The sequence below is a fragment of the Streptomyces sp. NPDC053048 genome (assembly GCF_044547045.1).
In the GTDB taxonomy this organism is placed as follows: Bacteria; Actinomycetota; Actinomycetes; order Streptomycetales; family Streptomycetaceae; genus Streptomyces.
The window spans coordinates 1-24,720 of the sequence record NZ_JBITZS010000017.1 but is presented as its reverse complement, the minus strand read 5'-3'; the positions used below and the strand labels follow the sequence as shown (position 1 = coordinate 24,720).

At 73.6% G+C, this 24,720-nt stretch carries 18 protein-coding genes and 1 other RNA gene; 14 read left to right on the top strand and 5 right to left on the bottom strand.

Going from position 1 to position 24,720, the window contains the following annotated elements; all coding sequences use genetic code 11:
- Window positions 1-97 precede the first annotated feature (97 nt).
- The 4 genes from ACIG36_RS32440 to ACIG36_RS32425 form a co-directional block, all read right to left on the bottom strand.
- On the bottom strand, window positions 98-1,078 hold the full coding sequence (locus tag ACIG36_RS32440; RefSeq protein ID WP_399935888.1) for a carbohydrate ABC transporter permease: 981 nt from the start codon (window positions 1,076-1,078) through the stop codon (window positions 98-100).
- Entirely contained in the window at window positions 1,075-2,379 is a 1,305-nt protein-coding gene (locus ACIG36_RS32435; RefSeq protein WP_399935885.1) for an ABC transporter permease subunit, read from the bottom strand. The genes ACIG36_RS32440 and ACIG36_RS32435 overlap by 4 nt, the downstream gene beginning before the upstream one ends.
- Before the next feature lie 58 nt (window positions 2,380-2,437).
- Window positions 2,438-3,847 carry an ABC transporter substrate-binding protein gene (locus ACIG36_RS32430; RefSeq protein ID WP_399935882.1) on the bottom strand — a complete coding sequence of 470 codons (1,410 nt, stop codon included), beginning with the start codon at window positions 3,845-3,847 and terminating at the stop codon, window positions 2,438-2,440.
- Between the two features lie 211 nt (window positions 3,848-4,058).
- Complete coding sequence (locus ACIG36_RS32425) at window positions 4,059-7,295, bottom strand: FtsK/SpoIIIE domain-containing protein (RefSeq protein WP_399935966.1); 3,237 nt, start codon at window positions 7,293-7,295, stop codon at window positions 4,059-4,061.
- A gap of 481 nt (window positions 7,296-7,776) precedes the next feature.
- Between ACIG36_RS32425 and ACIG36_RS32420 the strand changes: the two genes are divergently transcribed.
- The 4 genes from ACIG36_RS32420 (at window position 7,777) to ACIG36_RS32405 (ending at window position 13,648) form a co-directional block, all read left to right on the top strand.
- Window positions 7,777-9,573 carry a protein kinase gene (locus ACIG36_RS32420; protein WP_399935879.1) on the top strand — a complete coding sequence of 599 codons (1,797 nt, stop codon included), beginning with the start codon at window positions 7,777-7,779 and terminating at the stop codon, window positions 9,571-9,573.
- Between the two features lie 186 nt (window positions 9,574-9,759).
- Window positions 9,760-11,145 carry a serine/threonine-protein kinase gene (locus ACIG36_RS32415; RefSeq protein WP_399935876.1) on the top strand — a complete coding sequence of 462 codons (1,386 nt, stop codon included), beginning with the start codon at window positions 9,760-9,762 and terminating at the stop codon, window positions 11,143-11,145.
- 77 nt (window positions 11,146-11,222) lie between these two features.
- On the top strand, window positions 11,223-12,338 hold the full coding sequence (prfB, locus tag ACIG36_RS32410) for a peptide chain release factor 2 (protein WP_399935873.1): 1,116 nt from the start codon (window positions 11,223-11,225) through the stop codon (window positions 12,336-12,338).
- A gap of 248 nt (window positions 12,339-12,586) precedes the next feature.
- Complete coding sequence (locus ACIG36_RS32405; protein WP_399935870.1) at window positions 12,587-13,648, top strand: LPXTG cell wall anchor domain-containing protein; 1,062 nt, start codon at window positions 12,587-12,589, stop codon at window positions 13,646-13,648.
- A gap of 110 nt (window positions 13,649-13,758) precedes the next feature.
- On the opposite strand, the gene ACIG36_RS32400 is transcribed toward ACIG36_RS32405, so the two are convergent.
- Window positions 13,759-13,953: a hypothetical protein gene (locus ACIG36_RS32400; RefSeq protein ID WP_399935867.1), complete on the bottom strand. Its 195-nt coding sequence runs from the start codon at window positions 13,951-13,953 to the stop codon at window positions 13,759-13,761.
- A gap of 275 nt (window positions 13,954-14,228) precedes the next feature.
- Here ACIG36_RS32400 and ftsE point away from each other — a divergent pair, with 275 nt between their 5' ends.
- The 10 genes from ftsE (at window position 14,229) to ACIG36_RS32350 (ending at window position 24,214) form a co-directional block, all read left to right on the top strand.
- Window positions 14,229-14,918 carry a cell division ATP-binding protein FtsE gene (gene ftsE, locus ACIG36_RS32395; RefSeq protein ID WP_399935864.1) on the top strand — a complete coding sequence of 230 codons (690 nt, stop codon included), beginning with the start codon at window positions 14,229-14,231 and terminating at the stop codon, window positions 14,916-14,918.
- Between the two features lie 78 nt (window positions 14,919-14,996).
- The gene (ftsX, locus tag ACIG36_RS32390) at window positions 14,997-15,908 is read left to right on the top strand and encodes a permease-like cell division protein FtsX (RefSeq protein WP_399935862.1); all 912 of its coding nucleotides are present in this window, start codon (window positions 14,997-14,999) and stop codon (window positions 15,906-15,908) included.
- A 67-nt stretch (window positions 15,909-15,975) separates the two neighbouring features.
- Window positions 15,976-17,244, top strand: a complete 1,269-nt coding sequence (locus ACIG36_RS32385) for a S41 family peptidase (protein WP_399935859.1) — start codon at window positions 15,976-15,978, stop codon at window positions 17,242-17,244.
- A gap of 18 nt (window positions 17,245-17,262) precedes the next feature.
- Window positions 17,263-17,766 (top strand): SsrA-binding protein SmpB, encoded by a 504-nt coding sequence (smpB, locus tag ACIG36_RS32380; protein ID WP_399935856.1) that lies wholly within the window; start codon window positions 17,263-17,265, stop codon window positions 17,764-17,766.
- A 101-nt stretch (window positions 17,767-17,867) separates the two neighbouring features.
- Window positions 17,868-18,237: a transfer-messenger RNA gene (gene ssrA / locus ACIG36_RS32375) on the top strand.
- Window positions 18,238-18,381: 144 nt separating this feature from the next.
- A complete protein-coding gene (locus ACIG36_RS32370) occupies window positions 18,382-19,539 on the top strand; it encodes a hypothetical protein (RefSeq protein ID WP_399935853.1) in 1,158 nt (385 codons plus the stop codon).
- A 181-nt stretch (window positions 19,540-19,720) separates the two neighbouring features.
- On the top strand, window positions 19,721-20,326 hold the full coding sequence (locus tag ACIG36_RS32365; protein ID WP_399935850.1) for a CGNR zinc finger domain-containing protein: 606 nt from the start codon (window positions 19,721-19,723) through the stop codon (window positions 20,324-20,326).
- A gap of 156 nt (window positions 20,327-20,482) precedes the next feature.
- A complete protein-coding gene (locus ACIG36_RS32360; RefSeq protein ID WP_399935847.1) occupies window positions 20,483-21,022 on the top strand; it encodes a sigma-70 family RNA polymerase sigma factor in 540 nt (179 codons plus the stop codon).
- The gene (locus ACIG36_RS32355; protein ID WP_399935844.1) at window positions 21,019-21,777 is read left to right on the top strand and encodes a zf-HC2 domain-containing protein; all 759 of its coding nucleotides are present in this window, start codon (window positions 21,019-21,021) and stop codon (window positions 21,775-21,777) included. Before ACIG36_RS32360 ends, ACIG36_RS32355 begins: the two co-directional genes overlap by 4 nt.
- A gap of 160 nt (window positions 21,778-21,937) precedes the next feature.
- Window positions 21,938-24,214, top strand: a complete 2,277-nt coding sequence (locus ACIG36_RS32350) for a HelD family protein (RefSeq protein WP_399935963.1) — start codon at window positions 21,938-21,940, stop codon at window positions 24,212-24,214.
- The last annotated feature ends 506 nt before the right edge of the window (window positions 24,215-24,720 follow it).

Below are 24,720 nucleotides of genomic sequence, written 5' to 3'. Positions count from 1 at the left end.
CGCATCACCCAGCACCCACCACGTTTCTGCCCGGTCCGTCCGTACGCCCGGCCCTCGGCAGTCCGTCAGGCGGCCTCCTGCGACCGGTCGCAGGAGCTCACTTGACCGCGCCCGCCATCACCCCGCTGACGAACTGACGCTGGAAGGCGAAGAAGACCGCGAGCGGGACGATCATCGACAGGAAGGCTCCCGAGGCGAGGATGTCCACGTTGTCGCCGAACTGGCGGACCTGCTGCTGCAGGGCCACCGTGATCGGCGGGTTGCCGCTGTCCGCGAAGATCAGCGCCACCAGCATGTCGTTCCACACCCACAGGAACTGGAAGATGCCGAGGGAGGCGATGGCCGGCCCGCCCAGCGGGAGCACCACCCGGGTGAACAGCCGCAGTTCGCCCGCGCCGTCCAGCCGTGCCGCCTCCAGCAGCTCGCGCGGGATCTCCGCGAAGAAGTTGCGCAGCAGGAACACGGCGAAGGGCAGTCCGAAGGCCGTGTGGAAGAGGACCACGCCCACCGTGGACTCGAAGATCCCCAGGGTGTTGAAGAGCTTCGCCACCGGGATGAGCGCCACCTGCACCGGCACCACCAGCAGCCCCACGACGACCATGAACCACCAGTCCCGGCCGGGGAAGTCCAGCCAGGCGAAGGCGTACCCGGCCAGCGCCCCGATGAGGATCACCAGCACCGTTGCCGGGACGGTGATCAGGGCGGTGGTCAGGAGCGAGTGCGTGACCTTGTCGTTGGCGAAGAGCGTGCTGTAGCTCTCCGTCGTCAGCTGCGCCGGGTGGGCGAGGACCTGCCACCAGCCCGAGGCCGCGATATCCGACTTGTCGCGGAGCGAGGACAGCAGCAGTCCGACGGTCGGCATCAGCCAGAACAGCCCCACGACGACGAGGAGGACCCGCACGGCGCCCCCGCCCAGCCGGGCGGCCACCCGCGCCGGCAGCGACTGCTCGGCCCGTACAACTGTGCTCGCGGTGCCCGACGTGCTCGTCCCCGTGCCCGTCCGACGCTTGGCGGTGGCCCGCTTGGCGGCGGTCCGCCCAGTGGTGATCCGCTTGGCAGTGGTCCGCTTGGTGGTCATCGCCGCTCCTCCCTCTCCTTGCGGATCCGCCGGATGTTGACGACCACCACCGGCAGGACGAGCAGCAGCAGGAAGACCGCGATGGCACTGCCCACGCCCTGGTTGACGTCCGTCCCGAAGGACGACTGGTACAGCTGCAGGGCCAGCACATTGGCGTTGTCGAGGCTGGAGCCGGGCGCGATGATGTACACCAGGTCGAAGATCTTCAGCACATTGATCATGAGCGTGACGACCACGACCGCCAGCACCGGCGCCAGCAGGGGCACCGTTACCCGGCGGAAGACCTGCCATTCGTTCGCGCCGTCCACCCGTGCGGCCTCCAGCAGCTCACGCGGCACGCTCGCCAGGCCCGCCGCGATGAGCACCATCGCGAAGCCCGCCCACATCCAGATGTACGCCCCGATGATGGACGGCGTCACCAGCGTCGGACCCAGCCAGTCGACGCCGTTGTACGCGGCGGCGAAGTTCGAGGCGGGAAGCCGCAGCCGGGCGCCGTCGGCCGTCGCGGGCAGTGTGAACGTCCCGTCGGCCTCCGTCGTGGCCGAGGCGACGGACCGGCCGTCCTTGACGGCCTCCACCCTCACCCCCGCCAGGGCCTTCTCACCCGCGTCGATCTTCCCGGCCGTGCCGCCACCGCCCCGGGTGAAGTCCATCCACACCGTGCCGGTGACCTTGCCCGGCACGTCCCGCGCCGGAATCGCCTCCTTCGCCCCGCCGACGTCCTCCGGCTTGACGGCCACCAGCGGCAGCGCGACCGCCGCGCCCGTCCGCGCCGCGCCCTTGGTGGTGTACGCGCCGCCGCCGCTCGCCGCCAGCTCGCCCGTCGGGCGCGGCCGCGCCCCCGGGAAGGGCGCGGGCGCGGCGAACGTGTCGTGCACGCCGACCCACACCGCGTTGGCCACGCCGCGGTCCGGGTTCTGCTCGTACACCAGACGGAAGATGATGCCCGCGGCGAGCATCGAGATGGCCATCGGCATGAAGACCACCAGCTTGAACGCCGTGCCCCAGCGAACCCGTTCGGTCAGCACCGCGAAGATCAGTCCGAGCGCGGTGGCCACGGTGGGGGCGACGACCACCCAGATGACGTTGTTGCGCAGCGCCGTGCGGATGCGGTCGTCGGTGAAGACCTCGCGGTAGTTGCCGGCGCCGACGAAGCCGTCGCCGGAGGCGTCGAAGAGGCTGCGGTAGACGGAGTAGCCGATGGGATAGACGACGAGGGCGCCGAGCAGCGCCAGAGCGGGCAGCAGGAAGCAGGCGGCGATCCACGGGCGCGTGCCGAGCACGCTCCCGGACTTCGTCACCGGTCGCTTCTTCGCCGGAGGCGGGGCAGCGGTCGCGGTGGTCACGGCGGCGGTCCCGTCAGCCCTTGAAGGACTTGGCCGCGTCGGCCTCCAGCCGCTGCTGGGTGCCCTCCACGTCCGACGGGTTGCGCAGGAAGTCCTGCAGGTGCTTCCACTCGCCCTGCCCCGGCTTGCCGCCGAACGCCGCCGGGGCCTGGTCGGACATGTCGAAGCGGAAGTCGTCGCCGGCCGCCACCAGTGCCTTGGCGATGGAGCGCTGCACGTCGTCGGGGTAGACGGACAGCGGAAGCTTCTTGTTGGCCGAGACGAAGCCGCCCTCCCTCGCCCAGATCCGGGCCGCGTCCGCCGAGGCCATGAACGTCAGCAGGGCCTGCGCGGCCTGCCCGTCCTTCAGCGCCACGCCCACGTCCCCACCGGTCACCACCGGCGAGCGGCCGCCCACCGCCGGGAAGGGGAAGACCTTGGCGTCGCTGCCTATCCTCGCCTTGGATCCGGTGATGTTGGCGGCGGCGAAGTCGCCCTCGAAGACCATGGCGGCCTTCGCCTTCTCGCCGCCGGTGAAGGTCTGGGTGACGGACAGGGGGAAGGGGGTCTGCAGCGCGCCGTCGTTGCCGCCCGCCAGCAGCTCCTTCTTGCCGAAGAGCTGGCCCAGGGTGGTCAGCGCGTCCTTCACGGACGCGTCCGTCCACTTGATCTTGTGCTGGGCGAGCTGGTCGTACTTCTCCCGGCCCGACTGCGAGAGGTAGACGTTCTCGAACCAGTCGGTGAGCGTCCAGCCGTCCGCGCCGCCGACCGACACCGGGGAGACGCCGTAGTCGGCTATGGCCTGCGCGGTGCGCAGGAACTCCTGCCAGCTCCCCGGCACCTTGGCGCCCGCCGCTTCGAAGATCTTGGTGTTGTACCAGACGAGGGACTTGTTCGTGGCCTTGAAGTACACGCCGTACTGTTTGCCCTCGTACGAGCCCAGTTCCTGCCATCCCTTGGCAAAGTTCTTGTTCAGCTGGCCGGTCACCTCGCCGCTGAGCGGCTTGAGCCAGCCCTTCTGCGCGAATTCCCGTAGGACGCCCGGCTGTTGCAGCATGGCGACGTCCGGCGGATCGCCACCGGCGATCTTGGAGCCGACGAAGGCGGACATGTCGTCGCCGCTGGGCACGAAGGAGACCTCGGCGCCGGTGCGCTTGGCGAACTCGTCCAGGACCTTGGTGAAGCTCTTCTGCTCGGCGCCGGTCCACACGGCGGTCACCTTGAGCTTCTGGCCGTTGAGCTTGGGGAGCCGGACGGTGTGGGTGTCGACGTCGGACTGGCCGGGGGCCGGTGCGGTGCCCTTCCTGTCGTCGTCCTTGCCGCCCCCGTCGCCGCAGGCGGCCGCCGTGAGGGCCAGTGCCCCCGCCGCGACCAGGGCCAGCGCGCCGCGTGCCGCGCGTGCGGATCGTGTGGTGCGGAGTGTTGTGCGTGTCGCCGTACGCATGGCCCGTACCTCCCGTGCCCGGTCCCCGTAGGCGGCCGCACCGCGCGTTGCCCCTGCATACGGCCGCACTCCCGTGCGACAGTCCTACGCCCGGTGACGGATCGCCGCAATACCGTATTCGCGGTCAACAGGGCGATCGTGACAGGGATGTGACGCGCTCACAGCAGCGAGCAGCGAGCAACGCGCGTCGGCAGATGGCGACCGTGGCGCCTCACAGCAGCGGCGGGGCGGCCTGCGCGCCCGCCGACTGGGCGGCGCGCTGCAGGGCACTGGCCAGCAGCGCCAGGTCGGTGGGGCCGTTGCCGAGCTCGCGCAGCGGGCGCCGGGTGGGCGGGTCACCCATGCGCTGCCAGTCCAGCGGCACCACCGTCGGGCGCTGTGTCGCCGTGCGGGGGATGCGGCCGGTGACGCGGCCCGCCTGGAAGGGCGTGGCGGCCGCGTCGTCCGGGCGCTGCAACCGGCCGCGACCCGGGGCGGGTTCGCCCGCGCCCGTCCCGTCCGGTCCCGCCGCCGGGGTGTCGGTCGACGGCGGTGCGATCTCCAACGTCGCCCGCAGCCCGGCCCGTTCGACGGCGGCCGTGTCGGCCGTGCGGTCCGGGCGGCCGGACGCGACGATCAGGTGGACGCCCAGCCGCTCGCCGTCGCGCGCGACGGACTCCAGCGCCCGGACGACCGAACCGGCCGCCGGCCGGCCCGTCGCACCCAGGGCGGGGGCCACCAACGCGTCGAAGTCGTCGACGAGGACGACGAGCCGGGGCAGCGCCGTCTCGGCCGTGCGCGCCGGACCGCCCCGCTGAGTGCGCAGCTTGAGCGTGCCGGTGGACGACTCCAGGTCGCCGGAGGCGGGCTCGACCGGACGGCGGGGGGCGACCACGCCCGGCGCGGCGGCCGTGTTGCGCTCGTGCCAGCCGGTGAAGTCGAGGGTGCCCAGCAGCTCCGCGCGGCGCTTGAGCTCCGAGCTGAGCGCCTGCGCGAACTCCCGCATCCGCACCGGGTCGGCGGCGGCCAGGTACGTCGAGACGTGCGGCAGGTCCGTGCACACCCGCAGCCCCTCGCCGCGCTCGGCGGCCGCGCCGTCGACCAGCACCAGCGAGAGCCGGTCGGGACGGTCGGCGGCGGCCATCGAGGCGGCGAGCGCGCGCAGCAGCTCGGTCTTGCCGCTGCCGCGGCCGCCCTCCACCAGCAGGTGCGGCCCGTCGGCGGCCAGGTCGACGGTGAGCGGCCCGTGCGGCCCGGCCCCCAGCACGGCCAGGGCCCGCCCGCCGGGACGGGCGCCCCGGTCGGTGGCGGCGGCCCAGTGCGCCGTCAGCGAGGCGGGCGTGGCGCGGGCGAGCCCCAGCTCGTCCAGCAGCCGCGCGGTGCGCGGCAGCGCCGCCGCGATGCGCGAGCCCCGCAGCGCGTCGCCGGCCGCGTCCGCCATCCGCAGCGGGGCCATCGCCCGTGCGAACCGCTCGGCCCAGGCGCCGGAGACGGCATCGAGGGCGGCGATGACGGTCTGCCCGGCGTTGCCCGCCACGACCGGCCGGGCCGCCGGCTGCCCCTGCCCCGGTGCGACGGGCGCGGGCAGCGGGACCTGGCGGATCACCTGGACCACCGTGGCCACGTCGCCGCTCAACAGCGCCACGGCACCGCAGTACGGGAACGCGGGCGAGGCCGCCCCGGCCGTCGCCAGCGTCGCGGACACCGGAGAGGAGGGCGTGGTGGCCGGGGCGTCCGCCAGGCACAGCAGGTGGATGCCCGCCGCCGGACCGCCCACGGCCAGCCGGGCGACCGTCTCGCGCAGCGCGGCCGAGCCGGGGTCGCCGTCCACGATCAGCACCGTGTACGGGCCGCGGTGGCGCCCGGCGGCCGCGGCGACGGCCTCGGGCGAGGCGCCGGCCCAGTTCGGGCCCAGCGGGCCGTCGTCCAGGCGGCGTACGAGCTCGGCGGTACGGGCCTCCGCCTGCTCGCGGTCGTAGGCCAGCAGAAGCCGGCAGTCCTGCCCGTGCGCGGGCCGGGCGTGCGGCAGCCAGCCCAGCCAGGACCACTCCGCCAGCCGCTCCTCGACGGGCCGCGCGCGGTCCGTGCTGATCAGTACGTACTCCAGCGCGGCGGGCGCGTGCAGCGCGGCCAGCTGGGCCAGCACGGACCGGGCCAGCCCGGACAGCCGTGCCCGGGGGCCGGCCAGGCCCAGCGCGCCGGCCTCGCGCAGGGCGACCGTCACCGGCACCGACGGCAGCGGTCCGCCGCCGTCGGGGCTGTAGCGGTCGGCCGTGCCCAGGCGGACGGTCAGCAGGTCGGGGTGGCCTGGGCCGCGCTCCCACAGCCGGGGGCCCGGCCCGAGGGCGGTCAGCAGCACGGTGGCGGGGTCGGGCCAGCGCTCGCGCAGGGCGGCGGCGCCGGACGTGGCGGTACCGGCTCCGGCGGGGCCGTCGCCCGTGGCCGGGCTCCCGGTGGACGGGTCGGCCGTCTCGGGCTCGTCCTCCCGGCCTGCCAGGCCGCCGGCGAGCCGGCGGGCCCAGGCCCCTATGCCCCGGCCGCGGCGCTTGCCGGCGGGCTCGGCGGCCGCGGCGGTCTCCGCCGGGCCGGGCCGGTCGCCGGGGGCGGGGGGATGGTTCAGCTCGGCGAAGCCGGCGGCGCTGGTGGTGGCGCCCGGCACGGGCGGCGGGGCGGCCTCGGCCGGGGCGTACCCGGGCTGTCCGTGCCAGGCTCCCTCGCCGTAGGCGGTGGCGGGCGCACCGGCGCCCGCGGCGGCGCGCAGTGGTGTGCCGTCCGTGGGCCCCGCGCCGGGCGCGCCGTCCGCAGGGGCTCCCACCCGCAGGTGGCCCTCGCCGTCCGGCACCGCCGCGAGCGCGTCCGCCGACCCCGTGCCGTGCAGGCTCAGCGCGGTCTCGCCGACCCGCAGCAGGGCGCCCGCGGGCAGCGGGACGGGGTCGCCGTCCACCGCTTCGCCGTCGAGCAGTGTGCCGTTGGTGGAGCCCAGGTCGTGCAGCGTGACGCTGCCGTCGTCGGCGAGGGTCACCGCGCAGTGCAGCCGGGAGACGTCGGGATCGTCCAGCGGGATGTCGGCGGAGCTCGAGCGGCCCACGCGGACCTCGCCGCCGTGCAGCAGGTGGACGCCGCCCGCGTCCGGCCCGGAGACGACGTGCAGGCGGGCGGTGGCCTCCGGGACGCCGGCGAGCGGCACGCCCGCGTGGCGCTCGGGTCCGGCCGGGGCGCCCAGGGAGAGCACCGCGCCGTCCACCAGGGGCGGCTCGCCCAGCGCGCAGCGCTGGGGGTCGAGCCGTTCGGTGCCCGCGTAGACCACGACGGCACCGCTGCCGAGGTCGGAGCCGGCCGCGGCGACGGCCGTCGCGAGGCCGCTCGCGACGGCGGCGAGGGCGGTCCCCGTGGGGGCGGTCACGAGCACATCGCAGGCGCACGTGGTGTGGCCGCTGAGCGGCCCGAGGACGGTCAGCCGGATCTGCATCGCCGTCAACGGTCCCTTCCTGCCCCGGGTGCGCGACAGGGCCGGACGTTCCCCCACCGTGCACGGGCGCGTCGGCACGTACAGGTCACCACGTCGCGCGGGGTGTACCGCTCCCTCCCCGCCGCATCCGTGCTGCGAGCATCCTCGCACCTGCCGCCCGCGACGCGCCCGGCGAGAGCCTATTCGTGATCTTGAACGACCATCCGAGTATGGGAAAGCTCCAGGTCGGCGACGGCCGATGGTTGATTTCTTTAATACGTTGTCCGCTCTCGACCTGTTTCTTGCCGTTAGTTACGGGAGCTTCCGCCTCGCGGCAACCATCGGTCCGCACCCCGCGTCTTTCCCATGAGCCCCACCGGATTCGTCGGACGAACACCGTCGGAGGGCGGCACTACAGTGGGCGCCAAGCCGAACACCTCGGAGAGCCTGGACCACAGAGCTCGGAGCATCGGATCACGATCACGACCAGGGAGCGCATGACGTGCGGCCGGTAGGCAGCAAATACCTGCTCGAGGAGCCGCTCGGACGAGGGGCCACGGGCACCGTCTGGCGAGCCCGCCAGCGCGAGTCGGCCGGCGCCGAGGCGGCGGTGGCCGGCCAGCCCGGCGAGACCGTCGCGATCAAGGTCCTCAAGGAGGAGCTGGCCAACGACGCGGACGTCGTGATGCGCTTCCTGCGCGAGCGGTCCGTCCTGCTCCGGCTCACCCACCCCAACATCGTGCGCACCCGCGATCTCGTCGTCGAGGGCGACCTGCTCGCCCTGGTCATGGACCTCGTCGACGGCCCGGACCTGCACCGCTACCTGCGCGAGAACGGACCGTTCACGCCGGTGGCGGCCGCGCTGCTGACCGCGCAGATCGCCGACGCGCTCGCCGCCAGCCACGCCGACGGCATCGTCCACCGCGACCTGAAGCCCGCCAACGTCCTGCTGAAGGACGACGGCGGGCAGATGCACCCGATGCTCACCGACTTCGGCATCGCGCGCCTGGCCGACTCGCCCGGCCTCACCCGCACCCACGAGTTCGTCGGCACCCCGGCCTACGTCGCCCCCGAGTCCGCCGAGGGCCGCCCGCAGACCTCGGCCGTCGACATCTACGGCGCCGGCATCCTGCTGTACGAGCTGGTCACCGGCCGTCCGCCGTTCGCCGGTGCCACCGCGCTCGAGGTGCTGCACCAGCACCTGAGCGCCGAGCCGCGCCGCCCCACCACCGTTCCCGAGCCGCTGTGGACGGTCATAGAGCGCTGCCTGAGCAAGCGGCCCGAGGAGCGGCCGAGCGCCGAGAACCTCGCCCGCGCCCTGCGCGTGGTCGCCGCCGGCGTCGGCGTGCACGCCTCCCCGGCCCAGGCCGAGGCCGCGCTCGGCGTCGGCGCGCTGCTCGCCCCCGACCCGCAGCCCGCCCAGGTGCCCGGTACGGGCCTGGGCGCGGGCCCGGCGGCGGGCACCGGCGACGCCGAGCCCACCCAGGTGCTGCCGCCCGCCGGCGGCGCCCCGGCCTCCTACGACCCGAACGCCGCGACCAGCGTCATGCCCAGCGCCGGCCTCGGTGCCGCCAACGGCGCCGGCCAGGGTGCCGACCCCACGCAGGTGCTGCCCGCCGGCTCCGGCCCGCAGGGCGGCGGCGACCCCACGCGCGTCATGCCGCCCGTCCCCCCGGGGCCCCCGCAGGGGCAGCCGCAGCAGGGCGACAGCCCGCACCCGTGGCAGACCCAGATGCGCGCGGCCCGCGACCGCAACGACCAGACCCAGGTGCAGTACCTCGACCCGAGCGAGGACCCGCTGCGCCGCCGCCCCGCGCGCCGCCCGGCCCCCGCGCCGCAGCAGCAGTACGGGCAGCAGCAGCCGCCGCCCCAGCCGCAGCAGTACGGCCGGCAGCAGTACCCGGCGCAGGCCCCGCAGCCGCAGCCGCAGCGGTACGCGCCCCCGGCCGCCCCGCAGGGCCGGCCGGACCGGCGGCCGTCGCGTCACCGGACGCAGCAGCCGCCCCAGGCGCCGCAGCCGTACTCGCCGCCTCCCGCCCCGGCGTCGGCCCCCGCTCCGCGCCGCGAGCCGCGCCCGCCGCGGCAGCGCAGCGCCAACCCCATGCGGATCCCCGGTCTGGGCTGCCTCAAGGGCTGCCTGTTCATGATCGTGGTGCTGATCGCCGGCTCCTGGCTGGTGTGGGAGTTCACCCCGCTCAAGGACTGGGTCGCCGACGGCAAGAGCTTCTGGGACGCCACCTGGGACTGGGTCACCGACATGAAGGACTGGATCTCCGACGTGGGGTCGAAGACCCAGTAGGAACCCGCAGACGGACCGGCGGGCCCTCTCGAGGGCCCGCTGGTCCGTCGATATGTCGACACCTGACGGGTGTTTTCTGCCGCAGAAGTGACGGTTGGCGCCGAATCGGTGTCCCCAACACACCGTCAGCCGCGTAGCTTGGTCGCCAGCGCGTCTGTCGGATGACGGAGGAGTCGGGGAACAGTCTTGGCACGGAAGATCGGCAGCCGGTACACCGCCCACCAGGTCCTGGGACGCGGCAGTGCCGGGACGGTGTGGCTCGGCGAAGGTCCCGACGGACCGGTCGCCATCAAGCTCCTGCGCGAGGACCTCGCCTCCGACCAGGAGCTCGTCGGCCGCTTCGTACAGGAGCGCGCGGCCCTCCTCGGTCTCGACCACCCACGGGTGGTCGGCGTCCGCGACCTCGTCGTCGACGGCGCCGACCTCGCCCTGGTCATGGACCTCATCCGCGGCACGGACCTGCGCACCCGGCTCGACCGGGAGCGCCGCCTCGCACCCGAGGCGGCCGTCGCCATCGTCGCCGACGTCGCCGAGGCGCTCGCCGCCGCGCACGCCGCCGGAGTCATCCACCGCGACGTCAAGCCCGAGAACGTCCTGCTCGACATGCAGGGCCCGCTCGGCCCGGCCGGCGCGCACCCCGCGCTGCTCACCGACTTCGGCATCGCCCGGCTCGTCGACTCCCCGCGCCCCGCCCGCGAGCGCCAGACCACCGGCTCCGCGGAGGGCCCCGGCGGCCGCCAGGCCGCCACGCGCAGCGTCATCGGCACGCCCGACTACCTCGCCCCCGAGATCATCGAGGGCCTGCCGCCGCGCGCCTCCGTCGACGTCTACGCCCTGGCCACGGTCCTGTACGAGCTGCTGGCCGGCTTCACACCCTTCGGCGGCGGCCACCCCGGCGCGGTCCTGCGCCGGCACGTCACCGAGACCGTGGCGCCGCTGCCCGGCATCCCCGACGAACTGTGGCAGCTCGTCGTCCAGTGCCTCGCCAAGGCGCCCGCCTCCCGGCTGCGCGCCTCGGAGCTGGCGGCACGGCTGCGCGAGCTGCTGCCCGGCCTGGCCGGGATCCCGCCGCTCGACATCGACGAGCAGCCGGAGGAGGAACCGGCCGCCGGACCGGCGGCGGACCACGAGGGCGGCTACGAGGCCGGGGGCGCCCCCACGGCCGTCCCGCCCGCCGAGCCGCGCCGGCGCGGTGCCGTGCCGCTGGTGCCGGGCGCCGTCCCCGACTCCAGCCGCGACACGCACACCAGCATGCGCGTGCCCGGCCCGGAGGAGCTCGCCGGCGGAGCGCACGGCACGGCGCGCGCGCCGCGCGCGCCCGGCCAGCCGCGTGCCGGGTCGGCCCGTCACCGCACGGCCGCGGAGGCGGCCCGGCGGCGGCGCGTGAAGATCGGTGCGATGGTCGTGGCGCTGGCGGCCGTCGCCGGGGTGGGCGGCTGGTTCGCGACGAGCGGCGGCTCCGACCCCGGCGACGCCAAGCCGGGCGGCGGCAAGCCCGGAGTGCACCGCACGGAGCCGTCCACGGGCCCGGACCGGGCCCCGGTGACGGGCTCGGTGGCCCCGCTGCGCTGAGCGGACGCGAGGGGGCCGCCCGTTTTCGGGAAGCCCCTTCGGGCCGGGTTGCCCGGCGCAGCCGTTAGGCTGGGTGCGTGGCAGTCGTTGATGTATCCGAAGAGCTGAAGTCCCTCTCCTCGACCATGGGGTCGATCGAGGCCGTCCTGGACCTCGACAGGATGAGGGCCGACATCGCCGTGCTCGAGGAGCAGGCGGCGGCCCCCTCGCTGTGGGACGACCCCGAGGCGGCGCAGAAGATCACCAGCCAGCTGTCGCACCTGCAGGCGGAGCTGCGCAAGGCTGCGGGCCTCCGCGGCCGCATCGACGACCTCGCGGTGCTCTTCGAGCTCGCACAGGCCGAGGACGACGCGGACACGCTCGCCGAGGCCGAGGCCGAGCTGGTGTCGGTGCGCAAGGCGCTGGACGAGATGGAGGTCCGCACCCTCCTGTCCGGCGAGTACGACTCCCGCGAGGCGCTGGTCAACATCCGCGCCGAGGCCGGCGGCGTCGACGCCTCCGACTTCGCCGAGCGGCTGCAGCGCATGTACCTGCGCTGGGCCGAGCGCCACGGCTACAAGACCGAGGTCTACGAGACCTCGTACGCCGAAGAGGCCGGCATCAAGTCGACCACCTTCGCCGTCCAGTCCCCGTACGCCTACGGCACCCTCTCCGTCGAGCAGGGCACGCACCGCCTGGTGCGCATCTCGCCCTTCGACAACCAGGGCCGCCGCCAGACCTCCTTCGCGGGCGTCGAGGTGCTGCCGGTCGTCGAGCAGACCGACCACGTCGAGATCGACGAGTCGGACCTGCGCGTCGACGTCTACCGCTCCTCCGGCCCCGGCGGCCAGGGCGTGAACACGACGGACTCCGCGGTCCGCCTGACGCACCTCCCCACCGGCATCGTCGTCTCCTGCCAGAACGAGCGCTCGCAGATCCAGAACAAGGCGACCGCCATGAACGTCCTCCAGGCCAAGCTCCTCGAGCGCCGCCGCCAGGAGGAGCAGGCCAAGATGGACGCGCTCAAGGGCGACGGCGGAAACTCCTGGGGCAACCAGATGCGTTCCTACGTCCTGCACCCGTACCAGATGGTCAAGGACCTGCGCACCGAGTTCGAGGTCGGCAACCCGCAGTCCGTGCTCGACGGCGAGATCGACGGCTTCCTGGAGGCCGGTATCCGCTGGCGCAAGCAGCAGGAGCAGGCGGAGAAGTAAACATCCGCCCGACAACTGCCGACAACCCCCTGCGCACCGGGGCATAACGCCCGTAACTTCCTTGACGCTGCCCCCAAAACTGGGAAGGCTGGCGGGCGGCATGCGATCACTGGGGCGCGTGTGGCGGGGGGGCGAGCGGCCCGGCCGGTACGAACTCGTACGGCCGGTCAGTCACGCCGTCCCCCAGAGGCCACCGCCCCGTGCAGCGCTGCTCCAATGACGAGATCGGCTACTGGGGGTAGCAGCAGATGACGAACAGGACGCGACTGCGTGTCGCGCGAATAGCCGCGGGCGCGATGATCGCCGCGGGCGCCTCCCTGACGGCCGCCGGCGCGGCCTCGGCCGCCGGTGTCGACGTCGAGGTCGGCGGCGTCGGTGTGAAGGCCCACGCGGGCGTGCGTGCGCCCGCCCCCGACCCGACCTCCGACCCGACCGAGATCCCGCAGCCCCCGACCTCCGGCGGCACCACGGGCGGCTCCACCGAGGGCGGCACGACGGGTGGCTCGACCGAGGGCGGTACGACCGGCGGTTCCACCGAGGGCGGCACGACGGGCGGCTCCACTGAGGGCGGCACGACGGGTGGCTCGACCGAGGGCGGTACGACCGGCGGTTCCACCGAGGGCGGCACGACGGGCGGCTCCACCGAGGGCGGTACGACCGGTGGTTCCACCGAGGGTGGCACCACGGGTGGCTCGACCGAGGGCGGCACGACGGGGGGCTCCACCGAGGGCGGCACCACCGGCGGGTCCACCGAGGGTGGCACCACCACCGGCGGTAGCGGCTCCGGCGGCAGCAGCTCCGGTGGCTCCTCGAGCGGCGGCAACACGAGCGGCGGCTCGAACGGTGGCAACACCGGCGGCGGCAGCACCGGCGGCAACGGTACCTCCGGCGGCTCGACCGGCGGCGACCAGAGCACCGGCGGCAGCAGCTCCACCGGCGGTAGCGGTTCGACCGGCGGCAGCAGCTCGACCGGCGGCGGTTCCACCGGTGGCGGCGACGACAACGGTTCCGCCACGGGCGGCACCGGCACCGGCGGCTCCGGTGACGACGCCCACACCTGCCCGGTGGACACCGACGGCAACTGCAACACCGGCACCGACAGCGCCGGCTCCAAGCCCGTGCAGCAGGGCAAGCCCAAGGAAGAGCTCGCCCAGACCGGCAAGCCCGCCCAGGCCGACAAGCCCGGTGAGCTGGCCCAGACCGGTGCCGGTCAGACCGCCTTCCTGCTGGCCGGTGCCGCGACGATGATCGCGGGTGGCGTCGGCTTCCGGATGCTGCCGCGCCTGATCAACCGCGGTACCGCGGCCTGAACCCCTAGGGGCGACCGCGACCGGCGGCACTCAGCCGTGTGACCGGGGCCCGGAGCGCTGATGCGCTCCGGGCCCCGGTATGCGAAGTGCGTCGAGTCCGCGTCGTGAGGTCACCCGGCGAAGCCACGGGCGAGCACCGCCACCGCGACGAGCGCCACCAGCAGCACTATCAGCGCGGTCGGCGTCAGCCCGCCGAAGACGCCTTCCTGGTGCTGCAGCCGCTCACGGCTCGCCCGGCAGACCGGGCACCGGCCCTCGCTGACGGGGGCCGCGCAATGGGCGCACACCAGTCGGTCGCATGTCATGCGATTTCCTCCTCAGGTACGTCCAACGCGCGAGAGAGCCGAGCGGTTCCCTACCACTGTGCCAGCTTTCCCGCCGTTCGGCGCGAGCGGTCTCCCAAACCACGAAATGGGGGCCAAATGTCCAGGGATTGTCCGGGGGAGCGCTGGTCGGAACGCGTCAACCCCCGATGCCGACTGCGCGTGCTCCTACGGTTCGGTAGGGTCACGCACACCCGACGGGGCCGCCGCGGAATGCGGCGTTCCGTGCCGCTACCAGGTCGACGCGTGGTGCACTCGTGATCCGATTCGACAACGTCTCCAAGTCCTACCCCAAGCAGAACCGCCCGGCGCTGCGGGATGTCTCGCTCGAGATCGAAAAGGGCGAGTTCGTCTTCCTGGTCGGTTCCTCCGGCTCCGGAAAGTCCACCTTTCTGCGGCTGCTGCTGCGCGAGGAGCGTGCCAGCCACGGCCAGGTCCATGTGCTCGGCAAGGACCTCGCCCGGCTCTCGCACTGGAAAGTGCCCCACATGCGCCGCCAGTTGGGCACCGTCTTCCAGGACTTCCGGCTGCTGCCCAACAAGACCGTCGGGGAGAACGTCGCCTTCGCCCTGGAGGTCATCGGCAAGCAGCGCGGCGAGATCCGCAAGGCCGTCCCGCAGGTCCTGGAGCTGGTGGGGCTGGGCGGCAAGGAGGACCGGATGCCCGGCGAGCTCTCCGGCGGCGAGCAGCAGCGCGTCGCGATCGCCCGTGCGTTCGTCAACCGCCCGCTGCTGCTGATCGCCGACGAGCCCACCGGAAACCTGGACCCGCAGACCTCGGTCGGCATCATGAAGCTGCTGGACCGCATCAACCGCACCGGCACCACGGTCATCATGGCCACCCACGACCAGCAGATCGTCGACCAGATGCGCAAGCGCGTCATCGAGCTCGAACAGGGCCGTCTCGTGCGCGACCAGTCGCGCGGCGTCTACGGCTACCAGCACTGACCGGCTCGAAAACCGAGCAGCTTCGCAGGCACAGCAGTTTCGCAGGCACTGCACGTTCGAAGGCACTGAAAGGACGCCATGCGCGCCCAGTTCGTCCTCTCGGAGATCGGCGTCGGTCTCCGCCGCAATCTCACGATGACCTTCGCGGTGATCGTCTCCGTCGCCCTGTCGCTCGCCCTGTTCGGCGGCTCGCTGATCATGCGCGAGCAGGTCAGCACCATGAAGGGCTACTGGTACGACAAGGTCAACGTCTCGATCTTCCTCTGCAGCAGGAGCGACGCCGAGTCCGACCCCGCCTGCGCCAAGGGCGTGGCCACCGACGGCCAGAAGAAGCAGATCAGGGCCGACCTGGAGAAGATGTCGGTCGTCCAGAGCGTCCGCTTCGAGACCGCCGACGAGGCCTTCAAGCACTACAAGGAGCAGTTCGGCAGGTCGCCGATCGCCGGCTCGCTCACCGCCGACCAGATGCAGGAGTCCTTCCGCGTCAAGCTCAAGGACCCCACCAAGTACGAGGTGATCTCCAGCGCCTTCGCCCAGCGCCCCGGCGTCCAGGTGGTGCAGGACCAGAAGTCCCTGCTGGAGAAGCTCTTCAACCTCCTGAAGATGATGAACATCGTGGCCCTCGGCCTGATGGGCCTGATGCTCGTGGTCGCCCTGCTGCTGATCGTCAACACCGTGCGCGTCTCGGCGTTCAGCCGCCGCCGGGAGACCGGGATCATGCGGCTGGTCGGCGCGTCCAGCTTCTACATCCAGATCCCGTTCATCATGGAGGCCGCGTTCGCCGGCCTGCTCGGCGCGGGACTGGCCTGTCTGCTGCTCCTCGGCGGCCAGTACTTCCTCGTCGACAACTGGCTTGCCCAGCACATCGACGTCATCCAGTTCATCGGCTGGGACGCGGTGCTCTCCAAACTCCCGCTCGTGATCGCCATCGGCCTGCTGATGCCCGCCCTGGCGGCCTTCATCGCCCTGCGGAAGTACCTCAAGGTGTGAGATGTGCCAAGGGCGTCGTACGGTCAACTCCCCGTGCGGCGCCCGCCGGTGTCCTAGACTCACGCGCATGCCCGGCCCGACGATGTCCGTTCCGCAGCGCCGCGCCCGTCACGGAGCCGCCCTGACGTTGGTCTTCGCCGGAGTGCTGGCGGCGGGCGCCGCCACAGGGTCCTGGAGCGAGGACGGGCGGGACGGCCGGACACCGACGGAATACCGCGCTCCGTCGCGCACCGCCGCCAGGGCCGTCGACCGCCATGCCGCCGACCGGCACGGCGTGGACCGCCGGGCCGTCGAGGCCGCCGCCTCGGCCGCCGCGCGGGACGGCCGGTCCGGCTCGGAGGCCGCCGCCGAGGTGGTCAGCCGCAGCGGCGACGACTGGAGCGCCGTCTACAGCGCCCGCGAGTACGAGGGCTTCGCGCTCGCCCTGGACGGCGCCTACGTCGGTGTCGGCCTGACCACCCGGCGCGACGCGGACGGCCGGATGGAGGCCGGCAGCGTCGTGCCCGGTGGCCCCGCCGACCGCGCCGGGATCGAGCCCGGCGACCGGATCGTCAGCGTCGACGGCACGGAGGTCACCGGCCGCCCGGTCACCGAGGTCGTCGCGCTGCTGCGCGGGGACGCCCGCTCCTACCCGGCGGCGTGGGACGAGGCGGGCGCCGCCGGCACGCCCGTACGCGTCGTCCTGCGGCGCGCCGGGCGGCAGTGGGAGCGGACGCTGCACCGGGAGCGGCTGGTCACCGAGAGCGTCGAGACGGTCCGGCTCGAGGACGGCGGCGGCGCCGGTGACGGCGTCGCACCGCCCGCCACGCTGGTCAGGGTCGATTCCTTCACCCGGGGCACCGGGCAGCGCGTCCGCGAGGCGGTGGACGCGGCCGCGCCCGGCGAGGGCATCGTGCTGGACCTGCGCGGCAACCCCGGCGGGCTCGTCAGCGAGGCCGTCACGACCGCCTCGGCCTTCCTCGACGGCGGGCTCGTCGCCACGTACGACGTCCACGGCAAGGAGCGGGCCCTGCGGGCCGCCCGGGGCGGGGACACCCGGCGACCCCTGGTCGTCCTCGTCGACGGCGGCACCATGAGCGCCGCCGAGCTGCTGGCGGGCGCCCTGCAGGACCGTGGCCGGGCGGTCGTCGTCGGCTCGGGGACCTTCGGCAAGGGGTCCGTCCAGATGCCCAGCAGGCTGGCGGACGGTTCCGTCGCCGAGCTCACCGTCGGCCACTACCGCACCCCCGACGGGCGGGCGGTCGACGGCTCCGGGATCACCCCGGACCTCGCCGCCGGCGGGGACGCCGAGCAGCGGGCCCGCACAGTATTGGGTGGCCTCGGGGGTGGGTCGTAGTGCGAGAATGACTGCGCTATGGCAAAGAAAGAGAAGACGGGTCGCAAACTGGTCGCGCAGAACAAGAAGGCGCGCCACGATTACCACATTCTGGACACCTATGAGTGCGGCATGGTGCTGACCGGCACCGAGGTGAAGTCGCTGCGCCAGGGTCGTTCCTCGCTGGTGGACGGCTTCGTCCAGATCGACGGCGGCGAGGCCTGGCTGCACAACGCCCACATCCCCGAGTACGCCCAGGGCACGTGGACCAACCACAGCGCGCGCCGCAAGCGCAAGCTGCTGATGCACCGGGCGGAGATCGACAAGCTCGACTCGAAGTCGCAGGAGACGGGGCACACGATCGTGCCGCTCTCCATCTACTTCAAGGAGGGCCGGGCCAAGGTCGAGATCGCCCTGGCCAAGGGCAAGAAGGAGTACGACAAGCGGCAGACGCTGCGCGAGAAGCAGGACACGCGCGAGTCGAACCGTGCCATCGCCGCCGCCCGCAGGCGCCAGCAGGCCCAGCGGGTCCAGCGGGGCTAGCTCCTTCCGGGGAATTCACTGGCACCGTCGAGCGTTGGTCACGTACGATGGGCGCACAGCACACCGGGTGGTGCCGCGTGCGTACTTTGAAAAAACAACATGGGGATGATCGGTTTCGACAGCGGATGTCGAAGCAGGGGAAGCGTGTCGAGGAAGCGGCAATGATCTCGTAAACCATATGTCGCAACCAATAATCGCCAACACCAAGCGCGATTCCTTCGCCCTCGCTGCCTAAGTAGCGACTTGCGAAGTGTCAGCCCGGGGCTGTTCCCGACCCGGATCCTGGCATCAGCTAGGGAACTAAACCACTAGGTCCGGTCACGGGGCCTGGTGGGAAATCAAACAGTGACTGAGCCCGTCGGAGACTTGTCCGCGTGATCTCCGGGGCTGAGAAAATCGCAGCGGACTGCACACGGAGAAGCCCTGGTTCCGCACCGTTGGACGCGGGTTCGATTCCCGCCATCTCCACTCATCCCATGTGAGGCGAAGGCCCCACCGCCACTGCGGCGGTGGGGCCTTCGTCGTGTCCGCCGCCGGGCTTTTCCGGACGGCCGGGCCGGAGCAACCGCCGGATCGGATCGTCCCTCTTACAGGGCGACCGAAGGGGGTGGCCCGGTGGACTGGACACGGACGGCGGTCGCCGCGCCGGTCCTGGCCGCGCTGTGGCTGGGCGCGGCCCCGGCCGCGACGGCGGACGACGGCCCGGACGGGGTGCACCTGCTGCTCAACGGTGCCTTCGGCAGCCGCCCCGGCGAACTGATCGACATCGATGTGCGGGGCGTACGGGCCCGGGGCGACGTCACCGTCACCTCGCCCGTCTTCCCGCGCCGGGTGCGCCTGGACCGCTACCACCGGGACGGCCCCGGCCACCACGCGCGGCCCGCCGTCTCGATGGCCGTGCGGCCCGGTACGTACCCCCTGACCGTCCACGCCGGCGGCGAGGTGGTGGCGAAGGACCAGGTGGAGGTCACGGAGGCGCGGCGGCCGGAGTTCCGGGCGAGCGCGCCGGGCGAGGTGCTGCGGCCGGGGGAGCGGCTGGCGCTGTCCTTCGACGACCTGTATCCGGGGGAGCGGGGCGAGGCCTTCACCGCGTCCTCCCCGGCCTTCCGGTCGAAGGTGCGGCTGACCCACGACCCCGGTGGCGTCCACTGGCACAACCCCCGGATGTTCACCGCGCTCGTCGCCCTGCCGCTGGACGTCCCCGACGGCACCTACAAGGTCACCCTCAGCGGCCCGGACGGGCGGCGCGTGGACGACAAGCCCCTCGAGGTCCGCGCGGCGCGGCCCGGCGACCGCGACTACGTGGGCAAGGTGCGTGGCCCCGCGTTCTTCGCCGGCCCCGACCGCCCCGAGGAGGCCCGTACGCACGGCCACAAGGTGCGCTCCGGCGGGACCGTCAACGTCCTGTGGAGCGACTCCTCACCCGATCCGGGCGAGGAGGAACGCCTGATGGCCACCTCGCCCGCCTTCGAGCGGCCCGTCGCGCTGCGGCGCGACGACAGCAAGGCGGGCGACGGCGACGACCCCCGCTACCACGGGCCCGCCCGCGTCCGGCCGGGCCTGGAGTCCGGCCGCTACCCGGTCACCGTCATCAGCCACCACGGCCGGGTGAAGCGGACTGGCCACCTCCTGGTGGCCGGCGCCGACCCGGCCCCCGCCGGCGGCCCGGACCGCACCCTGCTGATCGTCGCCGCGAGCACGGGCCTGGCCGCGGCCGGGGTCGCGGCGGGCGCCTGGGCCCTGCGGCGCCGCGCCCGGCCGACCGGCGCCTGAGCCCGTCATCACCGCCGAGCCCCCGTGCTTGTCACCCGCCGAGCCCGCCGTCGGCCCCTGAGCGCGACGCCGCTCCCTGACGGGTTTGCCGGTGCCTGACCGACCTGGGCCTTCCGGTGGCGCGCCCGGCCGGGGCACCCTGGGGGCGGCGGGGGACACCCACAGGGAAAAGGGGACACGCATGGCGTCGGCAGCGGCCTCCTACGACCTGCGGTTCGAGGCCGGGCGGCTGTGCCTGGACCTGGTCGCGACCGCGGAGCCGGTCGAGCGGCTCGACAGCCCCCGGCGATTACGGGCCTGGCTGCTCGGCGTGGGAATCGTGCCGCCGGGCACCCCGCTGGACGCCGTGGACGCGGCCTGGCTGGCCCGCTTCCAGGCCGCCCGCGACCTGCTGCACCGGGTGGTCCACGCCGAGATCGACAGCCGGGCCGCCGACCCCGACCTCGAGCGCGTCAACGCCCTCGCCGCCACCGCCCCGCCCGCGCCGGTCGCCGTCCGCGGCGCCGACGGCGGCCTCGTCCGTACCGTCGCCGGCGCGCCCGACTGCGGGGCCCTGGTGGGGCAGATCGCCCGCGACGCCGTGGAACTGCTCACCGACCCGGCCGAGCGGGACCGGCTGCGGCGGTGCGAGGGCGAGACCTGCTCGCTGGTCTACCTCGACACCTCGCGCGGGCGGCGCAGGCGCTGGTGCTCCAGCGAGGTGTGCGGCAACCGCGAACGCGTGGCCCGCCACCGGCGGCGGGCGAGCGGCGAGCAGACGGGCACGCGGCAGGCGCTGAAGCGGTAGCGCCCTGCGGCGCGGCGTTCGCGTACGTCCCCGCACGGTGAGCGGTACGTGCCTCGCGTACGTACTCACGGTCGAAAGGGGCCCCGGGTCCGCCCGCCAACTGCGGTTCCCGCCACGGCATTTGCCCGGCCCGAGCTCTCGACCCAGGGGGATGGCTTGCGCGAGGATGCCGCCGTGGCTGACAGGACGAGTCCGGACGAGGACCTGATGCGGTCGCTCTACCAGGAGCACGCGGGCCCCCTGCTCGCCTTCGTGCTGCGGCTGGTGGCGGGCGACCGCCAGCGGGCCGAGGACGTCGTCCAGGAGACGCTGCTGCGCGCCTGGCGCAATGCCGGACAGCTGCGCGGAACCACCGGTTCCGTACGGCCGTGGCTGGTGACCGTCGCCCGCCGGATCGTCATCGACAACCACCGCAGCCGCCAGTCGCGCCCCCGGGAGGTCGACCCCGCGCCCCTGGAGCTGATCCCCGCGGCCGACGACATCGACCGGGCCCTGCGCCTGATGACCATCACCGACGCGCTGGGCGACCTCACCGAGGCCCACCGGGAGGCCCTGGTCGAGACCTACTTCAAAGGACGTACGGTGAGCGAGGCGGCGGACGTGCTGGGCGTACCGGCCGGGACCGTGCGGTCCCGCGTCTTCTACGCGCTGCGCTCCTTGAAGCTCTCGCTCGAGGAACGAGGAGTGACGGCATGAACGGCCCGGCACCACACCCCGGGCGGCCGTACCGGGACGACGAGCACACCGCCGCCGGCGCCTACGCCCTCGGCCTCCTCGAGGAGCCGGACGCCGCCCGCTTCGAGGAGCACCTCGCCGACTGCCCCCGGTGCGCCGCCGAGCTCGACGACCTGATCGGCCTGGCCCCGCTCCTCGCCGAGGTCAGGGAGTCCGCCCCCGGGCCCGGCCTCCTCGCGCCCGCGCCCCGCCCCGAGCTGCTGGACCGGGTGCTCGACGACGTCACCGCCGTCCGCCGGGCGCGCCGCACCCGCCGGCTGTGCCTGGCTGCCGCGGCCGCCGCGCTCGTCGTCGCCGGACCGATGGCCGGCGCCGCCCTCACCGCGCGCGACGGCATGGACCACAGTGGCGTGAGCGCGGCCAAGGCGATGTACGAGGAGGGCGAGAAGATCGGCGCCGTCGACCCGGTCACCAGGGCCGACGCGACCGTCTCGCTGCAGCGCAAGCCCTGGGGCACCCATGTGGCGCTGCGACTGGGCAACGTCAAGGGACCCCTGGCCTGCGACCTCGTGGCCGTCGGCAGAAACGGCCGGGAGCAGACCGTCACCACCTGGGCCGTCCCCGCCTCCGGCTACGGCCTGGACAAGGGCGACGGCTCCAAGTGGAACGCGGAACCCCTCTACACCCACGGCGGCGCGGCCTTCGACCGCGGCGACATCGCCCGCTTCGAGGTCCGCACCCTCGACGGCCGGCGCCTCGCGACGGTCCAGGTGTGATCCGTCAACAGGTAACTGTCGTGGCAAACCCCTCATGTCATGACAGGTGCGCTCGGCGCTCCTGTTCGCGTACGGTTGACGGCTGCCCTACGCACAGCAGAAGGGGGCCTGGGTGGCCGCGCAGAACGCCACACACGCGCACGTGGCGACAGGACCGGCGATGGAACCCGACGGGGTCCGCGACCGTGAGATCGGTGCCGAGCAGCACCATCTGGACCGGGTGTACCGGCGCCTCGAGGAGAAGATCCACGAGGCGGAGTTCCTCATGGACGACGCCGCCAAACGCGGCCAGGTCGGCACACCGGGCGCGCTCGCCGAGCGGGACGCGCAGGTGTTCCGCGCCGGGGTGCACCTCAACCGGCTCAACAACGAGTTCGAGGACTTCCTCTTCGGCCGCATCGACCTCCTCCTGGGCAAGGACGGCAAGAAGGGCCCCGACGGCGCGTACACCTCCGTCGAGCCGGCCGACGACGCCGTGCGCGACGACAAGGCCGAGATCGCCGAGACCCTGCACATCGGCCGCATCGGCGTCCTGGACTCCGACTACTCGCCGCTCGTCATCGACTGGCGGGCGCCCGCCGCCGCGCCCTTCTACCGCGCCACCCCCGTGGCGCCCGGCCGCGTGGTGCGCCGCCGCGTCATCCGCTCCAAGGGCCGCAAGGTGCTCGGCGTCGAGGACGACCTGCTGCGCCCGGAGCTGATCACCACCCTGGGCGGCAGCGCCCTGCCGGTCGTCGGCGACGGCGCGCTGATGGCCGCCCTCGGCCAGGCCCGCAGCCACACGATGCGCGACATCGTCTCCTCCATCCAGGCCGAGCAGGACCTGGTCATCCGCGCCCCCGCCGCCTCCGTCACCGAGGTCGAGGGCGGCCCCGGCACCGGCAAGACCGCCGTCGCCCTGCACCGCGCCGCCTACCTCCTCTACCAGGACCGCCGGCGCTACGCGGGCGGCATCCTCGTCGTCTCCCCGACGCCGCTGCTCGTCGCCTACACCGAGGGCGTGCTGCCCTCCCTCGGCGAGGAGGGCCAGGTGGCGATCCGCGCCGTCGGCTCCCTCGTCGACGGCGCCGAGGCCGACACCTACGACGAGCCGGCCGTCGCCCGGATCAAGGGCTCCTCCCGCATGCTCAAGGTGCTGCGCAAGGCGGTGCGCGGGGCGCTGGAGAGGCCCGGGACGCCCGAGCGGCTGCGGGTGGTCGCCTTCGGCGCCCGCATCGAGCTGGAGGCCGAGGATCTGCGGCGCATCCGCAACTCCGCGCTCGGCGGCACCGCGCCGGTCAACCTGCTGCGCCCGCGCGCCCGCAGGCTGATCCTGGACGCGCTGTGGTCCAAGGCCGGCGGCCCCCGCCGCTACACCGACCCCGAGCTCGCGGCGGAGGCACGCTCGGCGTTCGACGAGGACATCACCACCGAGGACGTCTTCATCGACTTCCTCGACGCCTGGTGGCCCGAGCTCACCCCGCGCCGGGTGCTGGCCGCCATGGGCGAGGAGCGCCGGCTCTCGCGCTGGGCCCGCCGGGTGCTCAATCCGCGCGAGGTGCGGCAGCTGGCCCGTTCGCTGGGCCGGCTGGACGGGCAGGGGCGCGGCCCGCTGTCGGTGCACGACGTGGCGCTGCTGGACGAGCTCGAGACGCTGCTGGGCGTGCCGCACCGGCCGAAGAAGCCGCGCGACGTGGACCCGCTGGACCAGCTCACGGGGCTCGAGGAGCTGATGCCCCAGCGCGGCGAGTCGCGCCGCGAGCGCGCCGAGCGGCTGGCGCAGGAGCGCCGCGACTACGCGCACGTCATCGTGGACGAGGCGCAGGACCTGACGCCGATGCAGTGGCGGATGGTCGGCCGCCGGGGCCGGCACGCCACCTGGACGATCGTGGGCGACCCCGCGCAGTCCTCCTGGTCCGACCCGGACGAGGCGGGCGCGGCCCGTGACGAGGCGCTGGGCACCCGTCCGCGCCGCCGCTTCGAGCTGACGGTCAATTACCGCAACCCCGCGGAGATCGCCGAGCTGGCGGCGAAGGTGCTGGCCCTGGCCATGCCGGGCATGCGGTCCCCCTCGGCCGTCCGGTCCACCGGCATCGAGCCCCGCTTCACCGTGGCGGGCGCCGACCTGGGCGCCTCGGTGCGGGAGGAGGCGCTGCACCTGCTGGCCGACGTGGACGGCACGGTCGGCGTGGTCGTGCCGATGTGCCGCCGCGCCGAGGCGCGCGCGTGGGTGGCCGGGCTCGGCGACCGCGTGGTGGTGCTGGGCAGCCTGGAGGCCAAGGGCCTGGAGTACGACGCGACGATCGTGGTCACGCCGGCCGAGATCGCCGACGAGTCGCCCGCGGGCCTGCGCGTGCTGTACGTGGCGCTCACCCGCGCCACGCAGCGGCTGACGGTGCTGTCGGGCGAGCGGGACGATCCGGACGGGGCCGGAGTGCCGGACCTGCTGCGGGACTGACGCTCCCCGGCGTGGCCGGGACGGGCCCCCGGAGGTGCCCACGACGTGCCCTAAATGGAAGATGCCCTACCGGAATGACTTCCGGGAGCGGTTTGTTAGCCTGGGTACGGCACCGGCTCGATCCAAGCCCCCGGGCCCAACCTTAGTCGCTTCGAGCGACCACTTGCCGCGAGGCGAGCATGGCGGGTCGGTGTCGTAGACGTATCCCTACGGGCGTCCCCCTCCACGGAGTTCTCCGGGAGGGGGACGCCCGTAGGCTTTTCTGCCCTTCTCGTATGTTGGAAGGCTCCTTCCGGGATGCGGGGCTGGTTACCGCGTACTGGCCGGTAGGTGGGACGATCGACATCGCGTCTCCGATATCGCGTCTCAGTGAGCGCGGCAAACGAAACAGGGAAAGCAGGGGAAAGCGGCCATGGCAACGGCGCCTAGCGTCTCGTACTCGATGACGGTCCGGCTGGAGGTTCCCGCGGGTGGGACCGCGGTCAGTCAGCTCACCACGGCCGTGG